At 70.5% G+C, this 25,194-nt stretch carries 21 protein-coding genes; 5 read left to right on the top strand and 16 right to left on the bottom strand.

What is annotated here, in order from left to right:
* Positions 1-13: 13 nt before the first annotated feature.
* From ligA to ASF96_RS12820, 3 genes are all read right to left on the bottom strand, one after another.
* Positions 14-2,560, bottom strand: a complete 2,547-nt coding sequence (gene ligA, locus ASF96_RS12830) for an NAD-dependent DNA ligase LigA (RefSeq protein ID WP_235560607.1) — start codon at positions 2,558-2,560, stop codon at positions 14-16.
* Positions 2,561-2,700: 140 nt separating this feature from the next.
* Positions 2,701-3,798 carry a tRNA 2-thiouridine(34) synthase MnmA gene (gene mnmA / locus ASF96_RS12825; protein ID WP_082509644.1) on the bottom strand — a complete coding sequence of 366 codons (1,098 nt, stop codon included), beginning with the start codon at positions 3,796-3,798 and terminating at the stop codon, positions 2,701-2,703.
* 9 nt (positions 3,799-3,807) lie between these two features.
* Positions 3,808-4,989 carry a cysteine desulfurase family protein gene (locus ASF96_RS12820; RefSeq protein ID WP_055939868.1) on the bottom strand — a complete coding sequence of 394 codons (1,182 nt, stop codon included), beginning with the start codon at positions 4,987-4,989 and terminating at the stop codon, positions 3,808-3,810.
* Positions 4,990-5,038: 49 nt separating this feature from the next.
* On the opposite strand from ASF96_RS12820, the gene glgX reads away from it, so the two are divergent.
* The 3 genes from glgX (at position 5,039) to glgB (ending at position 11,416) form a co-directional block, all read left to right on the top strand.
* Positions 5,039-7,126, top strand: coding sequence for a glycogen debranching protein GlgX (glgX, locus tag ASF96_RS12815; RefSeq protein ID WP_055939866.1), 2,088 nt, complete (start codon positions 5,039-5,041; stop codon positions 7,124-7,126).
* 67 nt (positions 7,127-7,193) lie between these two features.
* The gene (locus ASF96_RS12810) at positions 7,194-9,278 is read left to right on the top strand and encodes an alpha-1,4-glucan--maltose-1-phosphate maltosyltransferase (protein ID WP_235560606.1); all 2,085 of its coding nucleotides are present in this window, start codon (positions 7,194-7,196) and stop codon (positions 9,276-9,278) included.
* The gene (glgB, locus tag ASF96_RS12805; protein ID WP_055939864.1) at positions 9,275-11,416 is read left to right on the top strand and encodes a 1,4-alpha-glucan branching protein GlgB; all 2,142 of its coding nucleotides are present in this window, start codon (positions 9,275-9,277) and stop codon (positions 11,414-11,416) included. The genes ASF96_RS12810 and glgB overlap by 4 nt, the downstream gene beginning before the upstream one ends.
* Positions 11,417-11,471: 55 nt before the next feature.
* Here glgB and ASF96_RS12800 read toward each other — a convergent pair whose 3' ends face one another.
* Entirely contained in the window at positions 11,472-12,422 is a 951-nt protein-coding gene (locus ASF96_RS12800; protein WP_055939863.1) for a tetratricopeptide repeat protein, read from the bottom strand.
* Positions 12,419-14,221, bottom strand: a complete 1,803-nt coding sequence (locus tag ASF96_RS12795) for a hypothetical protein (protein ID WP_055939861.1) — start codon at positions 14,219-14,221, stop codon at positions 12,419-12,421. Before ASF96_RS12795 ends, ASF96_RS12800 begins: the two co-directional genes overlap by 4 nt.
* Positions 14,222-14,395: 174 nt before the next feature.
* Between ASF96_RS12795 and ASF96_RS12790 the strand changes: the two genes are divergently transcribed.
* The gene (locus tag ASF96_RS12790; RefSeq protein ID WP_055939859.1) at positions 14,396-15,469 is read left to right on the top strand and encodes an AI-2E family transporter; all 1,074 of its coding nucleotides are present in this window, start codon (positions 14,396-14,398) and stop codon (positions 15,467-15,469) included.
* Between the two features lie 60 nt (positions 15,470-15,529).
* Here ASF96_RS12790 and ASF96_RS12785 read toward each other — a convergent pair whose 3' ends face one another.
* The 9 genes from ASF96_RS12785 to rpsB all read right to left on the bottom strand — a co-directional run bounded on the left by ASF96_RS12785 (position 15,530) and on the right by rpsB (position 22,305).
* Positions 15,530-16,252, bottom strand: a complete 723-nt coding sequence (locus tag ASF96_RS12785) for an alpha/beta hydrolase (RefSeq protein WP_055836718.1) — start codon at positions 16,250-16,252, stop codon at positions 15,530-15,532.
* The gene (locus ASF96_RS12780) at positions 16,252-16,539 is read right to left on the bottom strand and encodes a hypothetical protein (protein ID WP_055836713.1); all 288 of its coding nucleotides are present in this window, start codon (positions 16,537-16,539) and stop codon (positions 16,252-16,254) included. Before ASF96_RS12780 ends, ASF96_RS12785 begins: the two co-directional genes overlap by 1 nt.
* Before the next feature lie 9 nt (positions 16,540-16,548).
* A complete protein-coding gene (locus ASF96_RS12775; RefSeq protein WP_235560605.1) occupies positions 16,549-17,253 on the bottom strand; it encodes a transglycosylase SLT domain-containing protein in 705 nt (234 codons plus the stop codon).
* 49 nt (positions 17,254-17,302) lie between these two features.
* Positions 17,303-17,878 carry a DivIVA domain-containing protein gene (locus tag ASF96_RS12770; protein ID WP_055939857.1) on the bottom strand — a complete coding sequence of 192 codons (576 nt, stop codon included), beginning with the start codon at positions 17,876-17,878 and terminating at the stop codon, positions 17,303-17,305.
* On the bottom strand, positions 17,875-18,924 hold the full coding sequence (locus tag ASF96_RS12765; protein ID WP_055939855.1) for a phosphatidate cytidylyltransferase: 1,050 nt from the start codon (positions 18,922-18,924) through the stop codon (positions 17,875-17,877). Before ASF96_RS12765 ends, ASF96_RS12770 begins: the two co-directional genes overlap by 4 nt.
* A gap of 3 nt (positions 18,925-18,927) precedes the next feature.
* On the bottom strand, positions 18,928-19,482 hold the full coding sequence (frr, locus tag ASF96_RS12760; protein WP_055836704.1) for a ribosome recycling factor: 555 nt from the start codon (positions 19,480-19,482) through the stop codon (positions 18,928-18,930).
* A 75-nt stretch (positions 19,483-19,557) separates the two neighbouring features.
* The gene (gene pyrH / locus ASF96_RS12755; protein ID WP_055939853.1) at positions 19,558-20,277 is read right to left on the bottom strand and encodes a UMP kinase; all 720 of its coding nucleotides are present in this window, start codon (positions 20,275-20,277) and stop codon (positions 19,558-19,560) included.
* A gap of 116 nt (positions 20,278-20,393) precedes the next feature.
* Entirely contained in the window at positions 20,394-21,221 is an 828-nt protein-coding gene (gene tsf, locus ASF96_RS12750) for a translation elongation factor Ts (protein ID WP_055836699.1), read from the bottom strand.
* 154 nt (positions 21,222-21,375) lie between these two features.
* A complete protein-coding gene (gene rpsB / locus ASF96_RS12745; protein WP_055939851.1) occupies positions 21,376-22,305 on the bottom strand; it encodes a 30S ribosomal protein S2 in 930 nt (309 codons plus the stop codon).
* A gap of 314 nt (positions 22,306-22,619) precedes the next feature.
* Between rpsB and ASF96_RS12740 the strand changes: the two genes are divergently transcribed.
* Complete coding sequence (locus ASF96_RS12740) at positions 22,620-23,120, top strand: murein hydrolase activator EnvC family protein (RefSeq protein ID WP_055939849.1); 501 nt, start codon at positions 22,620-22,622, stop codon at positions 23,118-23,120.
* A gap of 60 nt (positions 23,121-23,180) precedes the next feature.
* Here ASF96_RS12740 and ASF96_RS12735 read toward each other — a convergent pair whose 3' ends face one another.
* On the bottom strand, positions 23,181-23,801 hold the full coding sequence (locus ASF96_RS12735) for a DUF3060 domain-containing protein (RefSeq protein WP_055939848.1): 621 nt from the start codon (positions 23,799-23,801) through the stop codon (positions 23,181-23,183).
* 296 nt (positions 23,802-24,097) lie between these two features.
* Positions 24,098-25,003: a tyrosine recombinase XerC gene (locus ASF96_RS12730; RefSeq protein WP_055940036.1), complete on the bottom strand. Its 906-nt coding sequence runs from the start codon at positions 25,001-25,003 to the stop codon at positions 24,098-24,100.
* Positions 25,004-25,194 lie beyond the last annotated feature (191 nt).

Genomic DNA, 25,194 nt, shown 5'->3' with positions numbered 1-25,194 from the left:
GGGCCGGGGCTGCTCAGTCGTCCGAGGTCGGCATGTCGGAGGTCGGCGTCTCAGAGGTCGCTTCGTCTACGTCGCCGACAGCCCTCGCGCCGCCGTCTGCGGTGACGTCAGCGGTCGCGTCGGCGATCGCATCCGCGTTGCCGCCGTCCTCGCCGTCAAGAGCCGCGGGCCCTTGCTCGACCAGCAGGCGGAACTGTGCGGCGTCGAGGATGCGCAGACCGAGCTCTTCGGCCTTCGCCAGCTTCGACCCGGCTCCCGGGCCGGCCGCCACGAAGTTCGTCTTCTTCGACACGCTCGACGCGGCCTTGCCTCCGGCGGCGAGGATGGCCTCCTGCGCCCCCTCTCGGGAGTACCCCTCGAGAGACCCGGTCGCCACGACCGTGAGCCCCGCGAGCACACCACCGGCGGCTGCTGCGGCGCCCGGCCCCGGGTGGCCGGGGATGGCGAAGCGCACGCCCGCGGCCGTCCATCGCTCGACGATCTCGCGGTGCCAGTCGACCTCGAACCAGTCGATGACCGCGTCGGCGATGATGCCCCCGACGCCCTCGACGGCGGCGAGCTCTTCTCGCGAGGCCGCACGGACGGCATCCAGCGATCCGAACCACTGCGCGAGCGCGCGGGCGGCCACCGGTCCGACGTGGCGGATGTTCAGCGAGACGAGCAGACGGTACAGGTCTTTGGTCTTGGCCTTCTCGAGTTCGGCCACCAGTTTCAGCGCCTGCTCCGACGGACGCACCTCGCGGTGATCCTTGCGGATGCCGCGGCGTCGGCGCTCGGCGGGATCGAGGTCCTCGGTCCCCGGCGGATACGTGGCCGGGCCGAGCTTCTGGAACGGCGCGCGACGCACGAGGTCTCCGGTGTCGGGGTCGACCTTGCGCTCGCCCGTCTCGGAGTCGCGCACGACGACCTCGATGGGAACGAGCTGCTCGATCGTGAGATCGAACAACCCCGCCTCGGTGTCGAGGGGTGGGCGGTCGGGGACCTCGGGCTGGGTGAGCGCCGCGGCGGTCACTTCGCCGAGCGCCTCGATGTCGAGCGCGCCGCGGGAGCCGATGTGCTCGACACGCCCCCGCACCTGCGCGGGGCAGGAGCGGGCGTTCGGACACCGCAGGTCGATGTCGCCCTCTTTCGCGGGGCGCAGCGGGGTGCCGCACTCGGGACAGTCGGCGGGCATGACGAACGCGCGTTCCGTGCCTTCGCGCAGTTCGACCACCGGGCCGAGGACCTCGGGGATGACGTCGCCCGCCTTGCGCAGCACGACGGTGTCGCCGATGAGCACGCCCTTGACCTTGACCACGTCTTGGTTGTGGAGAGTGGCCTGCCGCACCACGCTGCCGGCGACCTTCGCCGGCTCCATCACGGCGAAGGGCGTGGCCCGCCCGGTACGCCCGACCGAGACGACGATGTCGATGAGCTTCGTGTTGACCTGCTCCGGCGGGTACTTGTAGGCGATGGCCCAGCGCGGAGCGCGGCTCGTGGCGCCGAGCTCGTCGTGCAGCGCCAGCTCGTCGACCTTGACCACGACGCCGTCGATCTCGTGCTCCACGTCGTGGCGGTGCGCGCCGTAGTGCGCGACGAACGACAGAACGCCGTCGATCGACGATTCGACCCGGCTGTACGGCGACGTGGGGAGTCCCCACGACGCCAACAGCTCGTAGATCTCGCTCTGGGCGGCGACCGGCGGATCGGGCCACGCGCCGAGACCGTGGACGTACAGAGAGAGGGAGTCGATGCGGGCGAGGCCGGCCTCGAGTTCGAGGCCGGTCTTCTTCTCGATCTGCTGGCGCAGTCCGCCGCTGGCCGCGTTGCGCGGATTGGCGAAGGCGGGGAACCGTCGCGCGGCCGCCTGCTCGGCCTTCTCTTCGTCGAAGGCCCGGGTGCCGCGTCGACCGGCGGCGCGCTCGCGGGACTCGGCCACCGCGCGCTCTCGGTACTCGCCCTGCAGTCTGTTGAGGTTCTCGAACTTCGCGACGGGGATGAACACCTCGCCGCGCACCTCGACAAGGGCGGGATGCCCCTCGCCGGACAGCTGTCGCGGAACGCCGGCGAGACGGAGCGCGTTGTCGGTCACGATCTCACCGACGCGCCCGTCACCCCGGGTGGCCGCCGAGGTGAGAACGCCGTGCTCATAGCGGAGGTTGAGGGCGAGGCCGTCGATCTTGAGCTCGCTGAGCCAGTGCACCGCTCGACCCGCCGCCGCCTCGGTCTTCACCGCCCAGTCGCGCAGCTCGTCGGGAGAGAAGACGTTGTCGAGGCTCAGCATGCGCTCGGCGTGCTCGATGGTCGCGAGGTCGGTGGCCTCGGCGGCGCCCACCGACTGCGTGGGGCTGTCCTGCCCCTGCAGCTCGGGGTGCAGTCGCTCGATGGCCTCGAGCCTTTGCATCCATCCGTCGTAGGTGGCGTCGTCGACGAGCTCGGCGTCCCGGCCGTAGTACGCCTCGCGCGCGTCGACGATGCGCTGCGTCAGGTCGGCCGCCTCGACGCGCGCGTCGTCGAGAGAAAGGTCGGGAAGCTGGTCGTGCTCGGTCACGTCCTCCAGCTTAGGGAGGGGTTCCGACATCGCCGCCGGGGTTGCCTCACTGCCGTGATGAGCGGAGTGCCGGGGACCAACGGAGGACCGATGCCACGGCATCCGCCCTCCCCCGAACCCACGCCCTCCGCTCGTCACCGCCGGCGGACCCCCGCGCCCGCGCGAGAAGGTCAGGCGTCGACCGGTACCGCCGACACCGTCCGGTCGATCGTGAACTGGCCCATCACGCGCGTGCCGTCGTAAAGCACAGCCGTCTGGCCCGGGGCGACGCCGTCGAAGGGCGCATCGGGCCGTACCGTCAGCACACCGTCCACCAGAGAAGCGCAAGCGGGCACCGGGTCGGCGTGCGCGCGGATCTGCACGTGGCAATCGAAGCGGTCGTCGGCGGGCGCGCGGCCGGCCCAGGTGAAGCGCTCCCCCGCGATCTCGGCGCACGCGAGGGCCTCTTTCGGCCCCACCACGACGGTGTTGTTGATCGGGCGCACCTCGAGCACGAAGCGCGGCTTGCCGTCGGAGGCGGGAACGCCGAGCGACAGGCCCCGTCGCTGACCGACGGTGAAGGCGTGCGCCCCCTCGTGCGTGCCGACGACGGCGCCGGAGCGGTCGAGGATCTCGCCGCGCTCGGCTCCGACCTTGTCGGCGAGCCAGCCGCGCGTGTCGCCGTCGGGGATGAAGCAGATGTCGTGGCTGTCGGGCTTCTGGGCCACGGTCAGTCCGCGCTCGGCTGCCTCGGCGCGCACCAGGGCCTTCGACGGGGTCGACCCCAGCGGGAAGTAGGTGTGGGCCAACTGCTCCGCCGTCAGCACGCCGAGCACGTACGACTGATCCTTGGCGTTGTCGGACGCACGGTGCAGCTCCCGCCCGTCGGGCGTGTCGATGAGCGTGGCGTAGTGCCCGGTGCACACGGCGTCGAAGCCGAGCTCGAGGGCGCGTTCCAGCAGGGCTGCGAACTTGATCTTCTCGTTGCACCGCATGCACGGGTTGGGGGTGCGCCCCGCGCGGTACTCCGACACGAAGTCGTCGATGACGTCGTCGCGGAAACGCTCCGAGAAATCCCAGACGTAGAAGGGCATGCCGAGTTTGTCGGCGGCGCGGCGGGCGTCCATCGCGTCTTCGATCGTGCAGCATCCGCGACTGCCGGCGCGCAGCGTTCCGCCCGCGCGCGACAGCGCCAGGTGCACGCCCACCACGTCGTGGCCCGCCTCCACCGCGCGGGCCGCGGCCACCGCGGAGTCGACGCCACCGCTCATCGCCGCCAGAATTCGCATGGGTCCAGTCTACGAACGCGGGGCTGAGCGAGCGCCGGATGCCACGGCCCGGGCGTACGCGTCGGGAAGACGGGCGAGCACCGCCTCGACGTCCGCCGACGTCGAGGTGCGTCCCAGGCTGAACCGCAGCACCGAGCGGGCGGCGCGGTCGTCGAGTCCGAGAGCGAGGACGACGTGCGAGGGCTCGGCGACACCGGCCTGGCACGCCGACCCCGTCGACACGGCGATCCCCGCCATGTCGAGCAGGAACAGCAGCGTCTCGCCCGCGGCATCCGGGAACAGCACGTGCGCGTTGCCGGCGAGCCGATCCGTCGGATCGCCCAGCAGGCGCGCCGCGGGAACGGAGCTCAGGATGCCGTCGACCAGGCGGTCGCGCAGTGCTCGGAGCCGCACGTTCTCGCCCTCGCGCTCGGCCTCGGCGGCGGTGGCCGCGGCGGCGAAGGCGGCGGCTCCCGCGACGTCCTGCGTTCCGGCGCGGAGCCCCCGCTGCTGCCCACCCCCGTGCACGAGGGCCGTCAGCGTCGCGTGCCGCGACACCACCGAGGCCCCCACCCCGACGGGGCCGCCGACCTTGTGCGCCGAGACCGACATCGCCGCCAGTCCCCCGGTCGCGGTCCCGGCACCCCGCCAGGCCGCGAAGTCGACCGCGATCTGACCGAGCGCCGAGACGGCGTCGAGGTGCAGGGGAATCCCGGCTCCGGACGCCAGCTCCGCGAGAGCCGCCGGATTCTGCACCGTCCCGACTTCGTTGTTGGCCACGAGTGCGGTGGCGACGGCGGCCCCCGGGAGCGCCGCGGCGAACGCGTCGGCGTCGATCCGACCGAGGGCGTCGAGGCCGACCGGGCGTACGAGTGCGCCCTGGGTGGCGAGCCAGCTCACGACGTCGAGCGTGGCGTGATGCTCGCCGTCGGGCAGCACGAGGGCGTCGACCCCGGTCGGGCGGGACCACCACAGCCCCTTCAGGGCGAGATTGGCCGCCTCGGTGCCGCTGCCGGTGAAGACGATCTCGATGGGCTGGCACCCCAGTACGAGGGCGAGCTGGTCGCGGGCGTCTTCGAGCAGGCGACGCGCCGCCTGGCCGGCCCCGTGGATCGACGACGGATTGCCCAGCACATCGTGTGCGGCGAGCCACGCATCGCGCGCTTCTGCGCGCAACGGCGTGGTCGCTGCGTGATCGAGGTAGACCTGCATCGTGCTGTCCTTCCGACGACGCCTGCCGCCGTTCACTACCCTAAGACGCATGGTCCGACCCGAGACTGTCCTTCCCGCCCGCCCCGGCCTGCTCGGCAGCGCCTTCGACGATCTCGGAGTGAGGCTCGGCCCCGATGGCGGCACCCTCCGGGTGTGGTCGGGTCACGCCGACGCGATGCAGATGCTCGTGTTCGACGACGTCGACCTCGACTGGGCGACCGAGACGGTGACGATGGTCCCCCTCGGCGACGGGGTGTTCGAGGCGACCTCCGCTCTGCTGCGGCCCGGAGCCCGCTACGCCATCCGCGTGGGCGGTCCGCTCGGCCCCGGCAACACCTTCAATCCGCAGACGCTCCTGGTCGAGCCGTACGCGCGGGGGCTCGTCTCGGGCAACTTCGGCGACTGGCGCGCGGTCGTGGTCGAGGGCGGCTTCGATTGGGGCACGTCGACGAAACCGCGCGTGCCGCTGGACAAGACCGTGATCTACGAGGGCCACGTGAAGGGGCTGACCAAGCGGCATCCCTTCATTCCGCCGGCGCTGCACGGCACCTACGCCGGTCTCGCGCACCCCGCCATGATCGATCACTTCCTGTCGCTCGGCATCACCAGCGTCGAGCTGCTGCCGATCCACGCCTTCGCGACCGAGCCGCGTCTGCTGCAGCTGGGGCTGACGAACTACTGGGGCTACAACAGCCTCAACTTCTTCACCCCGCACGCCGCCTACGCCACCGCGGCCAGCCGCGCCGACGGTCCCGAGGCGGTGCTGCGCGAGTTCAAGGGCATGGTGAAGCTGCTCCACGAGGCCGGCCTCGAGGTCATCCTCGACGTGGTCTACAACCACACCGCCGAAGAGGGCATCGGCGGCCCCCGCACGAGCTTGCGGGGCATCGACAACCGGTCGTACTACCGCCAGACCGACGACGGCGCCTACATCGACGAGACCGGGTGCGGCAACGCGGTCGACACCTCGACCGACGCCGCCGCGCGGCTGGTCCTCGATTCGCTGCGTTACTGGGCCAACGACGTGCAGATCGACGGGTTCCGCTTCGACCTCGCCGTCACGCTGGGCCGCGACGAGCGGCACTCGTTCACGCCGGAGCATCCGCTGCTCCAGGCCATCCGCGACGACGCCGAACTCGCCGACGTGAAGCTCATCGCCGAGCCGTGGGACGTCGGCATGGGCGGGTGGCAGACGGGGAACTTCGGCGACGGCTGGCAGGAGTGGAACGACCGCTACCGCGACCGGGTGCGCAACTTCTGGCTGAGCGACATCGACTACGCCCGCCGCGCCGACACCGCCCCCGTGGGGATCGGCGGCTTCGCCACACGCCTGGCGGGGTCCTCGAACACCTTCTCGGAGGAGCGCGGACCGCTCGCGAGCATCAACTTCGTGACGGCGCACGACGGCTTCACGCTGCGCGACCTCGTCTCGTACGACGTCAAGCACAACCTGGGCAACGGCGAGCAGAACCGCGACGGCGCCGACACCAACCGCTCCTTCAACCACGGCGCCGAAGGGCGCACCGATGACGAACGCGTCCTCGCCACCCGTCGCAAGGCCATGCGCAACCTGATGGGCACGCTGCTCGTCTCGGCCGGCATCCCGATGATCACCGCGGGCGACGAGATGGGACGCACCCAGCGGGGCAACAACAACGCCTACTGCCACGACTCGGCCCTCACCTGGCTGTCGTGGGATCTCGCGCCCTGGCAGCGCGATCTGTTCGCGCACACGCAGCGTCTGCTGCAGATCCGCCGCGACAACCCGGCCCTGCGTCCTCGGCGGTTCGCCCGACTCGGGGAGCGCATCCCCTCGGCCTCGGTGATGCAGTGGTTCGACGAGAAGGGGCGCACGATGTCGAGCGACGCCTTCAACGACCCCGCGCATCGCACGCTGCAATACCTCGCGACCTCGACGCCTGAGCACGAAGACCTCAACCAGGTCCTGCTGGTCGTGCACGGGACCGAGGCGCCGGCCGACATCGTGTTGCCCGCTCTCGACGACGATGCCGGCACGGCCTACGTCTCGCTGTGGTCCAGTGCCGACGAGGCGCCGACCCCCGGCGGGGAGCGTTTCGCCCCCGGCGAGACGGTCTCGCTGGCGGGCGCATCGACGCGTTTGTTCCGCGTCGAGTAAGCGACGCGCGCTGTCAAGGGCGCGAGAAAGGTGAGGGCACGTCGTCGCCCCGCGGTAGGTTCGGACCGTGGCTGACACGACGACTCTCACGCCCGAGCTGCCCTGGCGCAGTGCCGCCTCGATCCCCGTGCGGCCGGTCAAGCCGACACCGACGTCACGGAACGTGGTCACCCCACGCATCCCCCTGGCCCTTCCGCATCCGAGTGTTCCCGGCGGGCGGTTCCGACCGTCGGCCTTCGTCGGCGAAGCCGTGCCCTTCACGGTGACCGCCTTCCGCGAGGGACACGATCTGATCGGCGTGCACGTGCGCCTGTTCTCGCCCTCGGGCGACGAATCACTGCACCGTCTCAGCCCACTGAACGACGGGTTCGACCGCTGGTCGGCGCTCGTGGTCCCCCTCGAGCAGGGTGTCTGGCGGTTCCGGTTCGAGTCCTACGCCGACGACTTCGCCACCTGGGAGCACGCGGCAGACCTGAAGATCGCCGCGGGCGTCGACGTCGCCGTCATGCGCGAGATGGGCGCTCAGCTCTTCGACCGCGCCCGAGGCGAGAAGAAGCGCCCCGGCAGCGACAAAGACGTGCTGTACGACGCCGCGCGGGCACTCCGCGACCCCGACACGCACGACGACGTCGCCCTCGACATCGTCCGCGACCCCGCGATCGCCGCGTTGTTCCACGCCCGGCCCCTGATGGGTCTGGTCTCGGTCGGGCGCGACGCCGAACTGCTCGTCGAACGCACCCGCGCCGGTGTCGGCTCGTGGTACGAGTTCTTCCCCCGCTCCGAGGGCGCCACGCGCGCCGAGGACGGCAGCGTCGTCAGCGGAACCTTCCGCACCGCCGCCGAGCGCCTCCCCGCCGTCGCCGCGATGGGCTTCGACGTGCTGTACCTGCCGCCGATTCATCCGATCGGTCAGACCAACCGCAAGGGCCCGAACAACACCCTCGTCACCCAGCCGGGCGACCCCGGTTCGCCGTGGGCCATCGGCGGGGCCGCGGGCGGGCACGACAGCGTGCACCCCGACCTCGGCACCCTCGACGACTTCCGCGCCTTCGTCGCCGCGGCGCGCGAGAACGACATCGAGGTGGCCCTCGACCTCGCCCTCCAGGCCTCTCCCGACCACCCGTGGGTCACCGAGCACCCCGAGTGGTTCACGACGCTGCCCGACGGCTCCATCGCCTTCGCCGAGAACCCGCCGAAGAAGTACCAGGACATCTACCCCGTCAACTTCGACAACGACCCCGACGGCATCCGCGCCGAGGTGCTGCGGATCGTGCGCCACTGGATCGCCCAGGGCGTGAAGATCTTCCGCGTCGACAACCCGCACACCAAGCCGTTGCAGTTCTGGGAGTGGCTCATCGCCACCGTCAGCGCCGAAGAGCCCGACGCGGTCTTCCTCGCCGAGGCGTTCACGCGCCCCGCTCCCCTGCAGGGGCTCGCGATGGCCGGGTTCCAGCAGAGCTACACCTACTTCACGTGGCGCAACACGAAGGAAGAACTCGAGGAGTTCCTCTCGGGCCTCGCGCACGAGACCGACGACTTCCTCCGTCCCAACCTCTTCGTGAACACTCCCGACATCCTCACCGAGTACCTGCAGTTCGGCGGCCGACCGGCGTACAAGATCCGCGCCGCGATCGCCGCCACCGCGGCCCCCACGTACGGCGTGTACGCCGGGTACGAGCTGTACGAGAACGTCGCGCGTCCCGGTGCCGAAGAGAACATCGACAACGAGAAGTTCGAGTACAAGTTCCGCGACTGGGCCGGTGCCGAGGCGGCGGGCGACTCGCTGGCCCCGTACCTGCGCATGCTCAACGAGGCTCGACGCGCGCACCCCGCCCTCGGCCAGCTGCGCAACCTCAGCGTGCACTGGAGCGACGACGACGCGATCCTCGTCTACTCGAAGCACCTCGATGCGGCCCTGTCACCCACCGGCGAGAGCGACACGATCATCGTGATCGCCAACGTCGATCCGCACTCGACCCGCGAGAGCACCGTCCACCTCGACACCACCGTCTGGGGTGTCGAACCGGGAACGTCGTACGACGTCGAAGATCTCGTGACGGGACAGGTCTGGACCTGGGCCGACCACAACTTCGTGCGTCTCGACGCCTTCACCGAGCCCGTGCACATCCTGCACGTCAAGGAGAACCGATGACCACTCTTCCTCCCGAGATCCTGGATGCCGTGGCGAACGGCGCGCACCACGACCCGCACAGCGTGCTCGGCGTGCACGAGGGCGCCGACGGCTGGGTCCTGCGCGCGCGGCGCCCTCTCGCGCGCGAGGTGGCTGCCGATCTCGCCACCGGTGACAGCGTCACCCTCGAGCACGTGCACGGCGGCGTGTGGGAAGTCGCTCTCGCCGAGAACCCCGGCCGGTACACGCTGCGCACGACCTACGACGACGGGGTCGAGAACGCCACCGACGACGGCTATCGGCACGCTCCCTCGATCGGCGAGCTCGACCTGCACCTCATCTCCGAGGGGCGTCACGAAGAACTCTGGCGGGTCCTGGGCGCCCACGTCCGCGAGATGGACGGCTCCGCCGGTACGGCCTTCACGGTGTGGGCGCCCGACGCCCGCGCCCTGCGCGTGATCGGCGACTTCAACGGCTGGGACGGCACGGGCAGCGCGATGCGCTCGATGGGCGGCAGCGGCGTCTGGGAGCTCTTCGTGCCCGGCATCGGCGCGGGCACCCGCTACAAGTTCGAGATCCTCACCCGCGGCGGTGCCTGGATCCAGAAGGCCGACCCGATGGCCCGCCTGGCCGAGGTCCCCCCGGCCACGGCCTCGGTCGTCACCGAGTCCGAGTACGCCTGGTCGGATGACGCGTGGATCGAGGAACGCTCGACGACCGCTCCGCTGGACCGCCCGATGTCGATCTACGAGCTGCACCTCGCGTCGTGGAAACCCGGGCTGTCGTACCGTGACGCCGCCGACGAGATCATCGACTACGTCGGGGCCCAGGGCTTCACGCACGTCGAGTTCCTCCCGCTCGCCGAGCACCCGTTCGGCGGTTCCTGGGGCTACCAGGTCTCGGGCTACTACGCTCCGACGAGCCGCTTCGGAGACCCCGACGACCTGCGCTACCTCATCGACCGGCTGCACCAGGCCGGCATCGGCGTGATCATGGATTGGGTCCCCGGCCACTTCCCCAAAGACGAGTTCGCGCTCGCGCGCTTCGACGGCGAGCCCCTGTACGAGCACCCCGACCCCCGGCGCGGCGAGCACAAGGACTGGGGCACGCTCATCTTCGACTACGGCCGCAACGAGGTGCGCAACTTCCTCGTCGCGAACGCGCTGTACTGGTTCGAGGAGTTCCACGTCGACGGTCTGCGCGTGGATGCCGTGGCATCCATGCTCTACCTCGATTACTCCCGCAACGACGGCGAGTGGGCGCCCAACCAGTTCGGCGGGCGCGAGAACCTCGAGGCCATCCGGTTCCTGCAGGAGGTCAACGCGACCTCGTACAAGCGCTACCCGGGCATCGCGATCATCGCCGAGGAGTCGACCAGTTTCCCCGGGGTCACCGCCCCCACCTCGCACGCCGGACTCGGTTTCGGGTTCAAGTGGAACATGGGCTGGATGAACGACTCGCTGCAGTACATCGGGCGCGATCCCATGTACCGCTCGCACCACGAGGGCGAGCTGTCGTTCTCGTTCGTCTACTCGTTCAGCGAGAACTTCGTGCTCCCCATCAGCCACGACGAGGTCGTGCACGGCAAGGGGAGCCTCTTCGGCCGCATGCCGGGCGACCACTGGCAGAAACTCGCCAACATGCGCGCGTTCCTCGCCTACATGTGGGGCCACCCGGGCAAGCAGCTGCTCTTCATGGGCCAGGAATTCGGCCAGATGTCGGAGTGGTCGGAGTCGCGCGGCCTCGACTGGTGGATGCTCGACCAGCCGTCGCACGCGCAGTTGCACGCCTTCGTCGCCGAGCTCAACCGCGTGTACCGCGACCAGGCCGCCCTGTGGTCGCGCGACCACGACGGTGCCGCGTTCTCGCGTCTGGGCGCTCCCGCGTGGAACCCCAACGTGCTGGCGTTCGCGCGCCGCGACCACCACGGCAACACCATCGCCGTGCTGTGCAACTTCTCGGGCGTCCCGCTCGGGGACTTCCCCATCGACCTGCCCGAAGCGGGAACGTGGACCGAGATCCTCAACAGCGATGCCGAGGCGTTCGGCGGCTCGGGTCGGGGCAACTTCGGTGCGGTGACGACCGATTCCCGCGGCAGCGCCGTCGTCACGCTCCCGCCCCTGGGCGTGCTGTGGCTGCACCACCGCGCCGGGAGCTGACCTCGGCGAACGACGAAGGCCCCACCCTCGATCGGGCGGGGCCTTCGTCGTTGGCTCAGAAGAGCAGGGATGCCAGACGGGTACGCGCGCGGATGACGCGGGCGTCGTCGTCGCCGACGAGACCGAACAGCTCGAGGATGCGTTCGCGAACGGGCGCGCGATCGTCGGCCGGAAGCTCGGCGAACAGATCGAGCAGACGCGCGAAGGCGTCGTCGACGTGGCCGCCCACGAGGTCGAGGTCCGCGACCAGGAACTGCGCGTCGAAATCGGTGGGAGCCGCGGCCGCGGCCGCACGGGCGGCCTGGAGGTCGGCATCCTGCACGCGGGCGAGCAGGCGCACCTGTCCGAGTCCGGCGCGGGCATCGGCGTCACGGGGGTCTTCGACCAGCGCCTGCTCGTAGGCGGTGATCGCCCGGGCGTAGTCGCCCTCTTCGATCGCGGCGAACGCCTCGGCGTGCAGCGGGGGCAGAACCGGCTCTTCGGGCTCGGCGACCGCATCGGCGGCGCCGTCGACGGGGATCGTGCCTGTGACGCCGTGCTGAGCCGCGAGCTGCAGCAGCTGGGCGAACACCTCGCGCACCTGCTCCTCGGGGACGGCGCCCGTGAACAACGGCACGGGCTGGCCGGCGACGAGCGCCAGCACCATCGGGATCGACTGCGCGCGGAAGCCCTGGGCGAGCTGCGGGTTGGCGTCGACGTCGACCTTGGCGAGCACGAGACGGCCCGCGAGCTCGGTCACGACCTTCTCGAGCACGGGGCTCAGCTGCTTGCAGGGACCGCACCACTCCGCCCACAGGTCGATGACGACCGGAACGGTCCGCGACAGCTCGAGCACCTCGCCGAAGCTGGCGTCGGTGACGTCGAAGACGAGGGGCAGCGCCCCCGACGGCGGGGCGGCCGGGGCGGCCGAGGCGGCCTCACCGGCGGCGGGCGGCTGCGGGCGGTTGCGCAGCGACGACAGGTCGACGGCACCGCGCATGACGGAACCGGGGGCGGGAGTGCTCACGGGGACACCTTCGCTTCGAGGAGGCTGGATCGATAGCCGAGCAGGCGGATCTGGTCGTCCGAGCCTTGGCTGGGGACGTAGAAGAAGACCTGGTCGGAGTAGGTGGTGGTGAAGCCCGTCGCCGACTGGTCGACGCCGGTCAGCGCCTTCACCGCCGGGTTGTTGTCGAGCTTGATCACGGCGTCGGCGTTCGTGGGCTTGGCCGTGTCGCTCTCGTACACGTTGACCGCGACGATCGCGCCGGTGTCGAGGGTGGCCAGAGCGATCGGCGAGGCGGGACCGGCCGAGGCGGCGAAGCTGATCTCGGCCGTGCCTTGACCCGTCTGATTCAGCTCGTCGGTGCGCTTGGTCTTGTTGTCCTGGATGGCGGTCAGCAGCAGGTCGTTCGCCGTGTCGAAGAGGCCGTACGAGGCACTGTTCTGCCCGTTGTTGATGATGTCGGAGTAGGCCTCCGCGACCTTCTGCGGCTCCATGACCAGGAACGACGAGTCCGGGGGAACCTGCGTGGCGCCCACGTACGGGGCGGCCAGCTCGGGCAGGTTGGTCGAGGCCTCGAGGTTTCCGACGTACGCGGCCTTGTACTCGGCCCAGGGCGTCTCTTGCGTCATCATCATGATCGTCGTGGTCGGAGTCGCCGCGTCAGCGGACTCCACGACCGTCATGAGCGTGCGCGGCCACGCGCCGGTGGTCTGCGGCAGGATGATCTGCACCGGTTCGGCCGGGATGGCGGGGAGGGCCGGACGGTCGGTGATCGCCGCCCGCAGCGTGTAGTTGGTCTCGCGCTCCGCGAGCGCCGGTCCCGTCAGGCGGGTCGCGGCGGCGGTCTTGTCGAGGGACGCGTCGGCCTGCGTCACCGCGGTCGACACGCGCGAGACGATGCGCGTCGCCTGCGCCTCGGTGACGGCCGGCGGGAACTGGCCCTCGGGCACGATGACGGTCGGGGACGCACTGGGCGTCTCGGTGGCGGCCAACTGCGGCCACGCATCGGCGGAGCAGCCGGCGAGCAGGGTGAGCGAGACGCCGAGCGCGGGGACCGCGATGAGGGCGCGTCGTCCGCCGCCGAGTGCTCCGCGTACCCGACCCCGACGGGCCGGCGACTCGCTCACGACACCCGTGCCCGCGGTCCGGGACTCGCCGATGGAGATGGGCTCGGTCACGGGCAGCGGGAGGCCCTTGCGGCGCGGGCGTCGCGAACGACGCACGTGCCGGATGCCGAGGAGGTACAGCACGAGACCGGCGAGAAGAGCGATGCCGCCGCCCACGATCAGCGGGCCCGCCCAGGGTGTGCTGTCGTCGATCGGCCACGTCACGCTGATGTCGGAGGGGGCGGGAGCGGTGCCGTCCGAAGCCACCAGGACGCTCATGTCGGCGGGAAGCTGCAGAGTCGTCGACAGCGAACCGGTCTGTTCGAACTCGTCGAGCCACAGGTCGGAATCGACCGGGCTGCGCCCGGCGACCTCGCCCGTCGCGGTCGCGGTGGGCTCGACGACCGACGTCTGGAGGCTGCCCTCGCCGCCGGGGACCACCGAGGTGTACCGCGTGTCCGACAGCCACGCCTGCATGTCGGAGGTGCGCCCGTACGACACGAACACGGCTCCGTCACCCGCGACGCGCAGCGTCTGCGCGCCCGGGGTGCTGGTGAGAACCGACCCGTCGATGAGCGTGTAGGGCGTGGTGCCCTCGGTCTGCACGGCCGCGGTGGTCTCGGACGGACCCTGGAATACGGTCCGCTGAGCGATGCCCGCACCGATCATGGCGGCGGCGATGACGAACGCCACCACGGCCCAGACAAATCTCACTCTTCACACCATCCCCACCGGCGGCCCTGGCACCACCGAAGAATCGACGTTTCAGACTAGCCGAGGACGCCTGAAAGTTCGCGGCGAGGCCCGTCGCGCACGTTCGAGGGCGCGGCGTCAGTATCCTGACGACAACGGGCGCCGTCGCACCCGTCCGAGGCGGGAGTCGTCGTCATGAAGATCCACAATCCTTTCCAGGTGGCGCTGCTGGCGACGCTCGGCGTCGGCGTCGGGCTGCTGCTGATCGGCAGCGTCGAGAACCTGTCCACGATCCTGCTGTACGTGGGAACGGCCCTCTTCCTCTCGCTGGGCCTCGATCCCGTCGTCTCGTTCCTCGAGAAGCGCGGTCTCCCCCGGTGGGCGGCGGTCCTCGTGACGATCCTCGGGGTGCTGGGGATCTTCGCCGGCATCATCGTGATGGTCGTGCCGATCATCGTCGGGCAGATCACCCAGCTCGTGGTGCAGATCGAGCAGCTCCTGCAGCCGACCCGGTGGAACGAGATCGTCACGCAGGTGCAGACCTGGGTCGAGCAGACCCTCCCCTGGTTGCGCCTCGACGAGGTGTGGGCCGGTGTGCAGCAGTGGGTCACCACGCTCGACGTGGGGTCCATCTCGACGATGGTGGGCAACAGCCTCCTCACGATCGGCGGTGCGGTGGCGGCCGGCCTCGGCGGCGCGTTCATCGTGCTCATCCTGACGATCTACTTCACGGCATCCACCCCGTCGCTCAAGTCGGCGGTCTACCAGTTGGTCCCCGCGTCGAAGCGCGCGCGGTTCATCGAGCTGGCCGAGAAGATCACCGATTCCGTCGGCTACTACGTCATGGGTCAGGTGAGCCTGGGCGTGATCAACGGCGTGCTGAGCGCGATCTTCCTGTCGATCATCAACGCGCCCTTCCCGGCCGTGCTCGCCGTGATCGCCTTCTTCTTCTCGTTGATCCCGCTCGTGGGTACGCTCACCGGGTCGACGATCATCGTGCTGACGTGCCTCCTGCCCGGGCTCGGATCTCCCACGACGGCGCTCATCGCGCTGGTCTACTACCTCGTCTACATGCAGATCGAGGCGTATGTCATCTCGCCGCGCATCATGAACCGCGCCGTGTCGGTACCCGGTGCCGTCGTCGTGATCTCGGCCCTCGCCGGCGGTGCGCTGCTCAACCTGCTCGGCGCCCTCATCGCCATCCCCGTGGCCGCGAGCATCCTCATCATCTACCGCGAGGTGATCATCCCGCGGCAGAACGAGCGGTGATCGAGGCTCCGTCACCCCGCGAGACCGGCCGAGCCGTTCGCCTCACGTAGGACATCACCGTCAGCCGTCGAGGTCGCCATCCCACTCCACGGGGAGCGGCAGCGCGTCGGGGTTCACGGCGGCGACGATCTCGGTGAGCACCCGACGGGTCTGGGTCTCGCCCACCCACAGGTGCTTCCCGCCCTCGACGGCGATCAGGGTGGCATCCGGAACGGACGCGAAGCGCTCCCGCGCCTCATCCGGTCGCAGGTAGTCGTCGAATTCGGGAACCAGCACGACCATGCGCCGCGCGTCGCCGGCCCACGCGGCGACCTCGTCGGCCGTCGCACGATGCAGCGGCGGCGAGAGCAGGATGACGCCCTCGACGTCGTGATCGCGACCGTACTTCAGCGCCAGCTCGGTGCCGAACGACCACCCGACCAACCACGGTCGGGGAAGACCCCGCTCGCGCGCGAAGTCCACGGCCGCGGCGACGTCGAACACCTCGCTCGCTCCCCCGTCGAAAGTGCCCTCGCTCGTTCCGCGGGGTGACGTGGTGCCGCGCGTGTTGAAGCGCAGCACCGCCAGGTCGGCCAGGGCCGGCAGACGCCCCGCGGCCTTGCGCAGGATGTGCGAGTCCATGAATCCGCCCGCCGTCGGCAGCGGATGCAGGGTGACCAGCGTCGCGACGGGTTCCCGCTCCAGCGGAAGAGCGAGTTCGCCGACGAGGGTGAGCTCGTCGACCGTCCGCAGCTCGATGTCCTCGCGACGGGCGGGGAGCAGAACGGGTCCGCGTATCTCCATCAGGCGATCCTCCAACAGTGCGTGTGCCAATGGCGTCGGGCGGCGAGGTCGGCGGCGTCGCCGAGCACGCCGTCGGCCCGCCAGACGACGAGGTGGGCGGTTCCGGCCACGACCGCGCGACCGCAGCCGGGGCAGACGTAGTCCTTCAGCGCTTGCGGTGCCGAGATGGGCTGCACGGTCCAGTCGATCCCGCGCTTGACCTCGGTGCGCTTCCACCCGGCGATCAGGCGGTCGAGGGAATCCTCGCCGCGGCCGGGTTCCGGACGACGTTTACGGGAGCGGGGCATGGGCGCCGCTCACCACCAGTGGTTGCTGGTCCAGAACGCGTAGGCCCCGGCCCAGCTGCCGTACCGGCCCGTGGCGTACCCGGTGGCCCAGCGCAGGTTGTCGACCGGGTCGTAGCCGTTTCCGGGCACCTTGCTGCACGGCAGCGCCTGCACGAGACCGCACGCGCCCGAGGAGCGGTTGGTCGCGTTCGGGTTCCAGCCGCTCTCACGGCTGACGATGTAGTCGACGTAGCCCATGTCTGCGTCGGAGATGCCCGCCGCCGCCATCCACTCGCCCGGGGCACCGCCGCCGGAGTAGAACAGCGGTCCGGCGTCGCCCGCCGACGATCCCGACCCGCTCGACGGCGTGGGGGTGGGTGTCGGGGTCGGCTTCGGCTTCACGTAGACGTTGTAGCTCGAGCGATCGAGCACGGGAGCCTGCTTCTCGCCCGAGGTCGATACGGCCTGCGTATCTCCGAGACCCTCGGCGTACAGCGTGACCGTGCGGGGTTCGTCCGCCTGAGCCGGCGTCAGCGCCGCACCCATCGGACCGACGTACGCGGCGGCGAAAAGTACCGCGGCGCACGAGGCGAAGACACCGACCACTCCGCGTCGGCGAGACCAGCGCGGCGCCGAACGACGCGGAAGCGCGGGCGGCACGACGTCGACGGAACCCACGCCCCGGCGGGCGGCGCGGGACGAGGAGGCACGCGAGAGGTCTGAACCGGCAGTCACAGTGTGCTCGAGTCTACCGACGCCCGCGGGCGCGTGCCACGTGAACGGGTCATCCGACGGCGAGCATGACCTCGACGACGGCATCGAGCACGGCGTCGACCTGCGCCTCGCGGTATCCGCCGCGCTGCATGCGGAAGGCGACGGCGCGCACCTGCTCGGGCGTGACGGGGTGGCCCGCCGCCAGATACCCCGCGACTCGGTCGGCGACGACGTCGACCTCGTCGACCCGGTAGCCGTAACGGAGCAGGCCGACACGATCGAAGCGTTCGCCGCGCGGGCGGCCCAGACGATCGAGCACGACCTGGGCCGTGTCGCGGGTCTCGGCGACCCACGCCCGCGCGCCCAGGCGCGACAGCGCGAACTCCCGCTCGCGGGCGGCGAAGGCGTCCTCGACGCGTCCGAGCGCCGCGTCGACGGCGGCGACCGCGTAGCCGCCGCGCACGAGAGGGAAGGCGGCGGCGCGGATCTCCGACGAGCGCAGCGCTCCGTCGGCATCCGCTTCGAACGCCTCGCGCGCTTGCGCGAGGAAGGCGTCGACGGCCCGCTTCTCGTAGCCCTTGGAGCGCCCGGAGGCCTCGGGGAACGGCGTCGCGCTCACTCGATCGTGGATCGGGGTCTCGGTCATGACACTCCCAGCGGGGCTAGCAGGTAGAACATCACCAGCGCGGCGGTGGCCGACGGCAGGATCGAGTCGAGGCGGTCGAGCACTCCCCCGTGGCCGGGGATCCACGAGCTCATGTCCTTGATGCCGAGGTCGCGCTTGAGCATCGACTCACCCAGGTCGCCGACCGTCGCCGTCGCCAGCACGACGGCGCCGAAGATGAGACCCGCCCACCACGGCACCTGCAGCATGAAGACGGCCAGCAGCGCCCCGGCGACGAGGGCGGCGACGCAGGCCCCGGCGAAGCCCTCCCAGGTCTTCTTCGGGCTGATGCGGGGGGCCATCGGATGCCGCCCGCCCCGCCCGAACGTCAAGCCCGACACGTATGCGCCGGTGTCGGCGGCGACGGCCAGGATGAGGAACGCCAGCACCCACCACTCGCCGCGCGGCTGCGCGAGCAGGATCAGCGCGACGCTGGTGAGGAAGGGGACGTAGAGCTGCACGAAGCCGCCGACGAGAACGTCGCCGATCACCTCGATGGGCGCGCGACCGTCGCCCGAGAACAGCTGCGCGGTGAGGCGCCACACGATGACCACCACGACCGCGACCAGCGTGGCGACCCAGTGCACCCACGCGCCGAGGAAGAACCCGCTGAGCACGAGCAGGAAGCCCATGACGAGCTGGGGTACGACGTCGACGCGCCGCCCGGCCACCTGGAGCGCGCGCGAGAACTCGAGCACGCCCAGCACCATGGCCGCCGCGGCGAACAGCACGAAGAGCCACTTGACGAAGACCAGCGACGCGATCACGATCACGCCGATGCCCACGCCGATGAGGGTGGCGACGATGAGGTCGCGGCCCGTGCGCTGCTTGAGACGCTCGTTGGCCTGGTCGAACTCCGCGCGGGCGTGCGCGATGTGCTGTTCGGCGTCGGTGCGCATCGCCCGCAGCTGCGACTCGATGGCGGTCACGCCCTCGCCCGTGATCGGCGAACGGCGCACCGGATCGGACCGGCGGGCATCGGTCGGATCGACCGGATCGGTGTCGCCGGTCTCGGGCAGGTCGGTCATGACTCAGACCTCGAGGAGTTCGGCCTCTTTGCGCTTGAGAGCTTCGTCGATCTTGTCGACGTGCGTGCGCGTGAGGCCATCGAGGTCCTTCTCGGCGCGGACGAGCTCGTCTTCGCCCACATCGCTCTTCAGCGCGTCGAGGTCGTCCTTGGCCTTGCGGCGGAGGTTGCGCACCTGCACCTTGGCGTCTTCGCCCTTGCCGCGCACGATCTTGACGTATTCCTTGCGGCGGTCCTGGGTGAGCTCCGGCATGGTGATGCGCACGATCGTGCCGTCGTTCGTCGGGTTGACCCCGAGGTTCGGCATGTCGCGGATGGCCTGCTCGATCGCCTTCAGCGCCGACTTGTCGTAGGGGTTCACCACGAGCGTGCGGGCCTCGGGGTTGTTCAGCGAGGCGAGCTGACCGAGAGGGGTGGGCGAGCCGTAGTAGTCGACCAGCACCTTCTGGAACATCTGGGGGTTCGCGCGTCCGGTACGGACGGTCGCGAAGTCCTCCTTGGCGGCCTCCACGGCACGATCCATGCGCGCTCCGGCATCGGCGAGGACATCGGCGATCACGGTGACTCCATTCGTTGGGACTGACTTCTCAGTCTAGCCGCGTGCGGACCCGGCTCCCCGGGCCCGCACGGCGCGTCATGTGGTGACCAGGGTGCCCATCGTCTCGCCGAGCAGCGCACGGGTGACGTTGCCGGCCGGCTCCATGCCGAACACGCGCATGTCGATGCCGTTGTCCATGCACAGGCTGAACGCCGTCGAGTCGACGACCTTCAGGCCCTTCTGCAGAGCGTCGCGGTAGGTGAGGTGATCGAGCTTGACGGCGTCGGCGTCGGTGCGCGGGTCGGCGGTGTAGACGCCGTCGACGCCGTTCTTGGCGACCAGCACCTCGACGGCGCCGATCTCGAGCGCACGCTGGGCGGCGACGGTGTCGGTGGAGAAGTACGGCAGCCCCGCTCCCGCGCCGAAGATGACCACGCGACCCTTCTCGAGGTGACGCACGGCGCGACGCGGAATGTAGGGCTCGGCGACCTGCGTCATCGAGATGGCGGACTGCACGCGGGTGGCCGCTCCCGCCTGCTCGAGGAAGTCCTGCAGGGCGAGCGCGTTCATCACGGTGCCCAGCATGCCCATGTAGTCGGCGCGCCCGCGGTCCATGCCGCGCTGGCTCAGCTCGGCCCCGCGGAAGAAGTTGCCACCGCCGACCACGATCGCGATCTCGACCCGGTCGACCGCCTCGGCGATCTCGCGGGCGATCTGGCTCACGACGTCGGGATTCACACCCAGTTGGCCCCCGCCGAATGCCTCCCCCGACAGCTTCAGCAGTACACGGCGGCGCTTGGTGGCTTCATCGATCACGTGTGGTGTCCTCTCGTCTTGAACAAACTAGCTCCCCGCCCGCGTCGACCGAAACGACCCCCGGGCAGGGAAAAGGCCCGGGATGCCATGGCATCCCGGGCCTCGTCATGCGTGGATTACGCGCCGACCTTGAAGCGGGCGAAGTCGGTCAGGGTGAGACCGGCGTCGGACGCGACCTTGGCGACGGACAGCTTGTTGTCCTTCGCGTAGTCCTGGTCGAGCAGCGAGACCTGCTTGAAGAACGCGTTGACACGGCCCTCGACGATCTTCGGAAGGGCCGCCTCGGGCTTGCCCTCGTTGCGGGAGATCTCGGTGACGATCTCGCGCTCCTTCTCGACGTCGGCCTCGGGCACGGCGTCGCGCGTGAGGTACGAGGGGTTGGCGAACGAGATGTGCTGCGCGATGGAGCGAGCGGTCTCGGCGTCGTCACCCGTGTAGGCCAGGACCACGCCGACCTGCGGGGGCAGGTCCTTGCTGGTCTTGTGCAGGTAGACCTCGAACTTGTCGCCCGAGAGGGTGCGCACGCGACGGAGCTCGACCTTCTCGCCGATGATCGCCGCCTCGTCCGAGATGAGCTGCTCGACGGTCTTGCCGTCGGCGTCGGCGGCCAGGGCGGCCTCGACCGAGTCGGCGCCGGCGGCGGATGCCGCGTCGACGACCTTGTCGGCCAGAGCGATGAAGCGCTCGTTCTTGGCGACGAAGTCGGTCTCGCAGGCGAGCTCGAGCAGCGTGACGGTGCCGTTGACCTCGCGCGCGGCGACGAGGCCCTCGCTGGTCGAACGGTCGGCGCGCTTGGCGTTGCCCTTGGCACCCTTGAGGCGCAGGATCTCGACGGCCTTCTCGACGTCGCCGTCAGCCTCTTCGAGCGCCTTCTTGGTGTCGACCATGCCCGTGCCGAGCTGCTCGCGCAGCGCCTTGATGTCGGCGATCGTGAAGTTTGCCATGGTGTGGCGGTCTCCTTGTCGTTTGCGTTCTAGATGTGAGCCCGGCGGGGCCGTGTCACCACCCTCGCGAAGAGGGGGCGGTCACGACCCCGCCGGATCGTAGCCTGTGCGGGTGACGCCCCGGCCACCCGAGGGTGACCGGGGGTCGCGCGGCTTACTTGCTGTCGGTGGCCTCGGCGTCGGCGACCTCGGTCGCGGTCTCGCCCGACGCGTCGGCGACGGCCTCGTCGTGAGCCTCGGCGCCCTCGGCGTCGTCAGCCGACTCGGTGGCGGCCTCGGTCGTCTCGGCGTCGGTCTCGGCCGCAGCCTCGTCGGACGTGCCCGAGGTGAGCAGCTCGCGCTCCCACTCGGCGAGCGGCTCGGCGGCCTCGGCCTCGGCCTCTCCGGCGGGCTGGTGGCGCTGGATCAGGCCCTCGGCGGCGGCGTCGGCGATGATGCGCGTGAGAAGGCTCACCGAGCGGATCGCGTCGTCGTTACCGGGGATCGGGTACTGGAACTCGTCGGGGTCGGCGTTCGTGTCGAGGATGCCGATGACGGGGATACCGAGCTTCTTGGCCTCGTCGACCGCGAGGTGCTCGCGCTTGGCGTCGACCACCCAGATGGCCGAGGGGGTCTTCTGCAGGTTGCGGATACCACCGAGCGACTTGTGCAGCTTGTCGAGCTCGCGCTTCTTGAGCAGCAGCTCCTTCTTGGTGAAGCCGCTCTCGGCCGGGTTCTCGTAGTCGAGCTCTTCGAGCTCCTTCATACGGGCGAGGCGCTTCGACACCGTCTGGAAGTTGGTGAGGAGGCCACCGAGCCAGCGCTGGTTGACGTAGGGCTGGCCCACGCGCGTCGCCTGCTCGGCGAGGACTTCCTGCGCCTGCTTCTTGGTGCCGACGAAGAGGATGGTGCCGCCGTGCGCGACAGTCTCTTTGACGAACTCGTACGCCTTGTCGATGTACCCGAGCGACTGCTGCAGGTCGATGATGTGGATGCCGGAGCGCTCGGTCAGGATGAAGCGCTTGACCTTCGGGTTCCACCGGCGGGTCTGGTGTCCGAAGTGAACGCCGCTGTCGAGCAGCTGGCGGATGGTGACGACGGCCATGGTCGTACTCCTGTTTCTGGGCGCTTTCGCGCCGTGGTTGTGGTTGTTCGCGTCGGACGATGCGTCCGACGAGCCTGGTGCCCGGCGCACACCCGCCATCCGCCGGAGCGGAGGACCATGGGGTGTGGATGCCGCGCGATGCGCTGCCCCGAGGGGCGGCGCGCTGCGCTGAGGGCACGCGGAGTCATCCCGACAAGCGAGATGCGTCCTCCAGCATACAGGACGCCTCCTCCCCACCGCGTGCAGGAGAGGGACCGTCACCGTCACGCCCGATTCGCCCTCGAGGGCACGGAACGGGGCGGGAGACTTCGGCCATGCGATCCCGGTTCCTCGTCCTGCGCGCGCTCCGGTTCGCGATGATCCTCGCCCTGCTGCTCGCGGCGAACCCGACGGTCGGCGGCGATCCGCTCGCCGATCGGGGGTGGGTGTGGCCGGTGCAGACGGTGCAGCTCCTCCGCCCCTTCGAAGCCCCCGCCCACCGCTACGGTCCGGGCCACCGCGGAATCGACCTCGCAGCCCCCGAGCCGGTGCGCTCCCCCGCCGACGGTCGCATCGCCTTCGCCGGAGCGGTGGCCGGACGCCTCGTCGTCACCATCGACCACGGAGACGGTCTGGTCACGACCCTCGAGCCCGTGGCGACCGGCCTGGTCGCCGGTGACCGCATCGCCCGCGGAGCCGTCGTGGGCACCGTCGCCCCCGAAGGTCACACCCGGCCGCACACGCTGCACTTCGGCGTGCGGCTGGACGGCGAGTACATCAATCCGCTGCGGCTGCTGGGCGGGGTTCCTCGGGCGGTTCTGCTGCCCTGCTGCTGACGACGGGGCCGGGCGGCGCGGTTCCGCGACGTCACCTGCTCACGGTCGAGCGGCCGGGCATCAGCCGATCTGGTTGCCGCGCCCCTCGATGGTGGTCTGGCCGACTCCCCCGCCGGCGCGGACGATGTTGTCCTGTCCGCGCACCGTGACCGACGAGACGGCACCGCCGGCGTCGACGGTCGTGCGGTCGCCGCTGAGGTCGACGCTGCCGATGGCGCCGCTCGACGAGATCGCCGCGTCGTTGCCCTGCACGACGAGCGCATCGATCGCCGACGTCGACACCCGGACGCGATCGCCCGAGACGCGCAGGGATCGGATCGTCGCGCCCGCGGCATCCACCGTCAGCGCGGTCCCCGAGACGGTGAGCTCGGCGCAGGTGCCGACGACGCGGACCGTCTGTTCGGCGCCCGAGACGTTCTGCGAGCCTCCGTCGCCGCACGAGAGGGCATCGGGGTCCGACGCCGGCGTCGAGGGATCGGGCGCGGGTGCGACCGTCGGCGCCGTGGTCGGGGGCAGGGTGACGACCGTCGGCGAGGGCGCGGCAGCGGTCGGAGGCGCGGAGGTGACGACCGCTCCCGGGGGGAGGCGCGTCTCGACGGGGGTCGGCTGCAGCGCGCACCCGGCGAGAGAGAGGACGAGCACGACGGCACCCGCCGCGGCGGAGACGGATCGGCGATTCACCCGGCTCACGCTACGTCCGCCGACGGGGCGAGCGCCAGCGGCTGGCCGCGCAGGACGTGCATCGGGGCGAGGTTTCGGGCCGTGACGCGGAGTCGGGCGTGCTCGGGCCCGCGCAGGATCGAGCCCGTGCACGCTCGAGCTCGCTCGGTCCGCGCCTCGGCCCCATAGCTCCTCGGGTGCGCTGATGCTCCGGCGCTCGGATGCCCGGCGCGCGGATGCAGACGCCCCGACGCCAAGCCCTCGGCGGCTCCGGCCCGCGGGTGCTCAGGCCCGCGAATGCTCAGGCCCGCGGGTGCTCAGGCCCGCGGATGCGCGAGCTTGTACGCCTCCCGCAGCCGTTCCCCCGAGACGTGGGTGTAGATCTGCGTGGTCCCGAGGCTGGCGTGCCCGAGGATCTCCTGCACCGCGCGCAGATCGGCCCCTCCGTCGAGCAGGTGCGTTGCGGCGGAGTGGCGCAGCGCGTGGGGTCCCAAGGTCTCGGCCCCGACGACGGGGGCCACGGTGCGCGAGACGAGCGAGTGCACGGTCCGTGGTCCCAGGCGCCGGCCTCGCGCGCCGAGGAACACCGCGCGCCCCGCGCCCCCCTCACCCCGTGCGGTGAGGACCGGGCGCGCACGGATCAGATAGGCGTCGAGGGAGACGCCAGCGGGAACCCCGTAGGGCACGATGCGATCCTTGTCGCCCTTCCCGCGCAGACGCAGGGTACGACGCTCGTGGTCGATGTCGTCGAGGTCGAGACCGCAGATCTCCGACACACGGGCGCCGGAGCCGTAGAGCATCTCGAGCAGGGCGTGGTCGCGCAGCGCGAGCGGATCGCCCTCGCGCGCGTTCTCGGCCGCCGTCGAGAGGACGCCCTCGAGTGCTTGGGCGGTGGCGACGGCCGGCAGCGTGCGACCGCGTTTGGGGGCGACGAGGCGTTGGGCGGGGTCGCCGTCGATCAGCCCCGCGTCCTTCGCCCAGGCGAGGAATCCCCGCACCGCCGACGTCCGTCGCGCAGCAGTGGCTTTCGACAGCCCTGATCTGGACGCCTCCCACTGCCACTCGCGGAGGTCCTCGATGCCGAGCGCCGCGACCTCCGGATCGCCGGTCGCTCCCGTGAGGTCGGCCAGGTCGGCCCGATACGCGCGCACCGTCGCCGACGAGAGCCGACGCACGTCGGAGAGGTGGGTGAGATACCCCTCGACGGCTTCCGACACACGCACGGCTCCACCCTGCCCGCCACGCACGGCGGAGCCCGACACGACGCGCAGTCCGACCACGATCATGTCGAGCAGATAGCCACCGGTGGATGGGCAGCGGACCGGCGGCAGACGGGCGGCAACCATCACTGCTCCTTCCGGCTTGTCGATACGTATAATCGTTCTCATTTTTGGTCGATCGCGACGATCGAATG

It is taken from the genome of Microbacterium sp. Leaf179 (assembly GCF_001423785.1).
In the GTDB taxonomy this organism is placed as follows: domain Bacteria; phylum Actinomycetota; class Actinomycetes; order Actinomycetales; family Microbacteriaceae; genus Microbacterium.
Note: the sequence above shows the minus strand (reverse complement) of the source record. Positions and strands in the feature narration are given on the sequence as shown.

Excerpts from the sequence above, each read along its gene's own strand:
- ASF96_RS12820 (WP_055939868.1), bottom strand. The coding sequence starts at position 4,989 with ATGCAGGTCTACCTCGATCACGCAGCGACCACGCCGTTGCGCGCAGAA.
- glgB (WP_055939864.1), top strand. The coding sequence starts at position 9,275 with ATGACCACTCTTCCTCCCGAGATCCTGGATGCCGTGGCGAACGGCGCG.
- mnmA (WP_082509644.1), bottom strand. The coding sequence starts at position 3,798 with ATGCGAATTCTGGCGGCGATGAGCGGTGGCGTCGACTCCGCGGTGGCC.
- ASF96_RS12765 (WP_055939855.1), bottom strand. The coding sequence starts at position 18,924 with ATGACCGACCTGCCCGAGACCGGCGACACCGATCCGGTCGATCCGACC.
- ASF96_RS12780 (WP_055836713.1), bottom strand. The coding sequence starts at position 16,539 with ATGCCCCGCTCCCGTAAACGTCGTCCGGAACCCGGCCGCGGCGAGGAT.
- ASF96_RS12740 (WP_055939849.1), top strand. The coding sequence starts at position 22,620 with ATGCGATCCCGGTTCCTCGTCCTGCGCGCGCTCCGGTTCGCGATGATC.
- ASF96_RS12770 (WP_055939857.1), bottom strand. The coding sequence starts at position 17,878 with ATGACCGAGACCCCGATCCACGATCGAGTGAGCGCGACGCCGTTCCCC.
- tsf (WP_055836699.1), bottom strand. The coding sequence starts at position 21,221 with ATGGCAAACTTCACGATCGCCGACATCAAGGCGCTGCGCGAGCAGCTC.
- ASF96_RS12790 (WP_055939859.1), top strand. The coding sequence starts at position 14,396 with ATGAAGATCCACAATCCTTTCCAGGTGGCGCTGCTGGCGACGCTCGGC.
- ASF96_RS12785 (WP_055836718.1), bottom strand. The coding sequence starts at position 16,252 with ATGGAGATACGCGGACCCGTTCTGCTCCCCGCCCGTCGCGAGGACATC.
- ligA (WP_235560607.1), bottom strand. The coding sequence starts at position 2,560 with ATGTCGGAACCCCTCCCTAAGCTGGAGGACGTGACCGAGCACGACCAG.
- rpsB (WP_055939851.1), bottom strand. The coding sequence starts at position 22,305 with ATGGCCGTCGTCACCATCCGCCAGCTGCTCGACAGCGGCGTTCACTTC.
- glgX (WP_055939866.1), top strand. The coding sequence starts at position 5,039 with ATGGTCCGACCCGAGACTGTCCTTCCCGCCCGCCCCGGCCTGCTCGGC.